A 3,801-nucleotide genomic window follows, 5' to 3' on the forward strand; every position below is an offset into this window, starting at 1 on the left:
AACAAAAACCTGCGGTTGCAACATCGGCAAAAAGGAGAAAGCAACCGGTTTCTCCTTACCTGGCGGTAGTCTCCAAAGCGCGTCGCGTTGAAACGGATCCACGCGCCGCGCTTTGGGTGTTTTGTTTTTGTGCATGTCGTTGCCCCAAAACCGCTGCGCGCTTTTGGGCGACATGCATCAGAAATCGCGGTCTTCATGCGCCCAAAGCCGTGATGGACTCGGAAGCCAAGCTGTGATTGCGTCTGGGCAAGCCGGGTTGAAATTCGGCACAGGGAGGATATTGCCGGCGTGCAGGGCTTGTTCATCGTCATCATCGCGATCGCCTATGTGACGCTGCTGTTCGCCATCGCCAGCCTAGGCGACCGCCGCTCGGCCATTTCAGGGCCGAGTCGGGCCCGTCCCTTCATCTACGCGCTCAGTCTTGCGATCTACTGCACGTCCTGGACCTTCTTCGGCTCGGTCGGCCTCTCTTCCGAACGCGGCCTCGAATTCCTCGGCATCTATACCGGCCCGGTGCTGGTCTTCGTGTTCGGCTTTCCGCTGCTCAACCGCATCGTGCGGTTGGCCAAGACGGAGAAGATCACCTCGATCGCCGACTTCCTCGGCGCCCGCTATGGCAAGAGTTTTACCGTCGCGGCGATCGCCACGCTGATCGCGACCATCGGCGCGGTGCCCTATATCGCGCTGCAGTTGAAGGCGATCTCCGGTTCGGTCAGCCTGATGGTCGAGCACTATACGGGATCGCCGCCCTCCTTCGATCCCTTCGTCAGCGACATCTCGCTGGTCGTCGCCATGCTGCTGGCGCTGTTTGCGGTGCTGTTCGGCACGCGCCACGCCGACGCCACCGAACACCAGGACGGGCTGATGCTGGCGGTGGCCGTCGAAACCGTGGTCAAGCTTGCCGCCTTCCTGGCCATCGGCTTGATGGTCACCTTCCTGATCTTCGGCGGCCCGGGCGACATGTTAGACAAGCTCGCCCAGAATGCACAGGTTCGGCAGGCGATGAGCTACAACACCTCGCTCGCCACCTGGCTGGTGCTGACTTGCCTGAGCGGCTTTGCCATCATCATGCTGCCGCGCCAGTTCTACGTCACCATCGTCGAGAACCGCGGCGAGGCCGAACTGCGCACCGCAACATGGGTGTTTCCGCTCTACCTCGTAGCGATCAATCTGTTCGTGCTGCCGATCGCCTTTGCCGGCTTGTCGCTGGTCGGCACCGGAACCAGCAGCGATCTCTATGTGCTGTCGCTGCCCTTGTTCAGCGGCCATGACGTGCTGGCCATGGCGGCCTTCATCGGCGGGCTGTCGGCGGCGACGGCGATGGTGATCGTCGAGAGCGTGGCGCTGTCGATCATGATCTCCAACGACCTCATCATTCCGCTGTTCGTGCGCCGCCTGCTCAAGACCTCGACCTCCGAGACCGAAGACTGGTCGACGCTCATCCTCAATGTGCGGCGCGGAGCGATCTTCATCCTGCTGTTCATCGCCTTCCTCTATTACCGCGAGAGCACCAACAGCGCGCGCCTGTCGTCGATCGGCCTGATGTCGTTCGCGGCAATAGCACAGTTCGCGCCGGCGCTGATCGGCGGCCTGATCTGGCGCGGCGCCAATGGCCGGGGTGCAGCACTCGGCATGGTCGCCGGCATCCTCGTCTGGGGCTACACGCTGCTGTTTCCATCGCTTGCCGGACCTGACACCGAAATCATCGCGCACGGGCTGTTCGGCTTCGAGGCGTTGCGGCCGCAGGCCCTGTTCGGCACCGTCGCCGAACCGCTGAACCACGGCGTGTTGTGGAGCCTGTCGGTCAACGCGGTGTTCTTTGTGCTCGGTTCCCTCTCGCGCGCATCGGTGCCGCTGGAGCGCATTCAGGCGTCGATCTTCGTGCCACGCGATGCCGGCCCGATGCCAAGCCTGCGCCGCTTCCGCACCGCCATCACCGTCAACGACCTCAAGGACACGATCGGGCGCTATCTCGGTGTCGAGCGCACCGAGCGCTCCTTCCAGTCGTTCGAAAAGACCAACGGAACCTCGCTGCACGGCAACGAGCAGGCGAGCATGGACGTCATCCGATTTTCCGAACAATTGCTGGCCAGCGCCGTCGGTTCGTCTTCGGCGCGGCTGATCTTGTCGCTGCTGTTTCGGCGCCACGACCGCGAATCCAGGGATGCCTTCCGCTTACTCGATGACGCCACCGAGGCGCTGCAGCACAATCGCGACCTGCTGCAGATCGCGCTCGACCAGATGGAGCAAGGCATCACCGTCTTCGACCGCGACTTCCGCCTGATCTGCTGGAACCGCCAGTACCGGGCCCTGTTCGACCTGCCCGACGAGATGGGCCAGGTCGGCGTCTCGCTCGACAGCATCCTGCGCCATCTCTCGGAGCGCGGCGACATTCCGGCGGAGCAGCGCGTGGCCATGCTCAACCGGCTGACCAGCTTCGTCAGCCCATGGCAGATGGAGCTGAAAACCTCGGGCCGCATCCTGGAGCTGCGGTCCAACCCGATGCCGGACGGCGGCATCGTCGCCACCTATGCCGACATTTCCGGACGCGTCGAGCAGGATCTGGCGCTGAAACGCGCCAATGAATCGCTGGAGCAGCGCGTCAAGACCCGCACCATCGAGCTGACCCGCGTCAACGAAGAGCTGGCGCAGGCGCAGATGCTGGCCGAGGAGGCCAATCTCGGCAAGACCCGCTTCCTCGCCGCCGCCGGCCACGACATCCTGCAGCCGCTGAACGCCGCCCGGCTCTATTGCTCGTCGCTGATCGAGAAGGCCGGCAAGGGGCCGACCGGCAAGGCAGCGGTCAACATCGAATCCTCGCTGGAATCGGTCGAGACCATTCTCGGCGCCGTGCTCGACATCTCCCGCCTCGACGCCGGTGCGATGAAGCCGGACGATACCGCCTTCAACCTCGATGGATTGCTGCGCCAGATCGGCAACGACTTCCGGCCGCTCGCCGCCGAAAAGAAGCTCGAGCTGACGATCATGCCGTCATCGCTGACCGTGACGACGGATCGCAACCTGTTGCGGCGCCTGATCCAGAACCTGGTCTCCAACGCCATTAAATACACGCGCCACGGCCGTGTGCTGGTCGGCGTCAGGCGGCGCGGCGAACTGGCCGAAATCCAGGTGATCGACACCGGCATCGGCATCGCCGGCGACAAGCTGAACACCGTCTTTCACGAATTCACCCGGCTGGACGAAGGCGCGCGCGAGGCCGAGGGCCTCGGCCTCGGCCTCTCCATCGTCGACCGCATCGCCCGGGTGTTGCGCCTGGAGATCCGGATCTTTTCCAATCCGGGCAAGGGCACGCGCTTTTCCGTCATCCTGCCTGTGGCGGCCGTGCAGGAGCCGCGACGCGAGATCGAGACCAGAGCCCCTGCGCGTGCGACAGCTTCGCTGGCTGGGCTGCACGTGCTCTGCATCGACAACGATGCCCGCATCCTCGAAGGTATGCGGCTGCTGCTCGAAGGCTGGGGGTGCAACGTCGATACAGTGTCCGGCTCAAGGGATCTGGACGGAGCCGCGATGCACCGCCCGGACATCGTCCTTGCCGACTACCATCTCGACGGCGAAACCGGTCTCGATATCATCGTCAGGCTGCGCGCGATCCACGGCGACAACCTGCCGGCCGTGCTGGTCACCGCGGACCGCTCCAACGAGGTGCGCACGGCCGCGGGCGGCCTCGAGATTGCGGTGATCAACAAGCCGCTGAAGCCGGCCGTGTTGCGCTCGATGATGGCCAGGGTCAGGCCGCTGGCATCGGCCGCCGAATAGGTTAGCTCGTCGGCTGCAGCGGGT

1 protein-coding gene is annotated in these 3,801 nt (G+C 64.1%); it reads left to right on the forward strand.

Annotation, left to right across the window (positions count from 1 at the left end):
• The first annotated feature begins 288 nt into the window (after positions 1-288).
• Positions 289-3,777, forward strand: coding sequence for a PAS domain-containing hybrid sensor histidine kinase/response regulator (locus EN935_RS26005; protein ID WP_126067653.1), 3,489 nt, complete (start codon positions 289-291; stop codon positions 3,775-3,777).
• The last annotated feature ends 24 nt before the right edge of the window (positions 3,778-3,801 follow it).

Origin of the sequence: Mesorhizobium sp. M7D.F.Ca.US.004.03.1.1 (assembly GCF_003998635.1) — a bacterium.
In the GTDB taxonomy this organism is placed as follows: domain Bacteria; phylum Pseudomonadota; class Alphaproteobacteria; order Rhizobiales; family Rhizobiaceae; genus Mesorhizobium; species Mesorhizobium loti.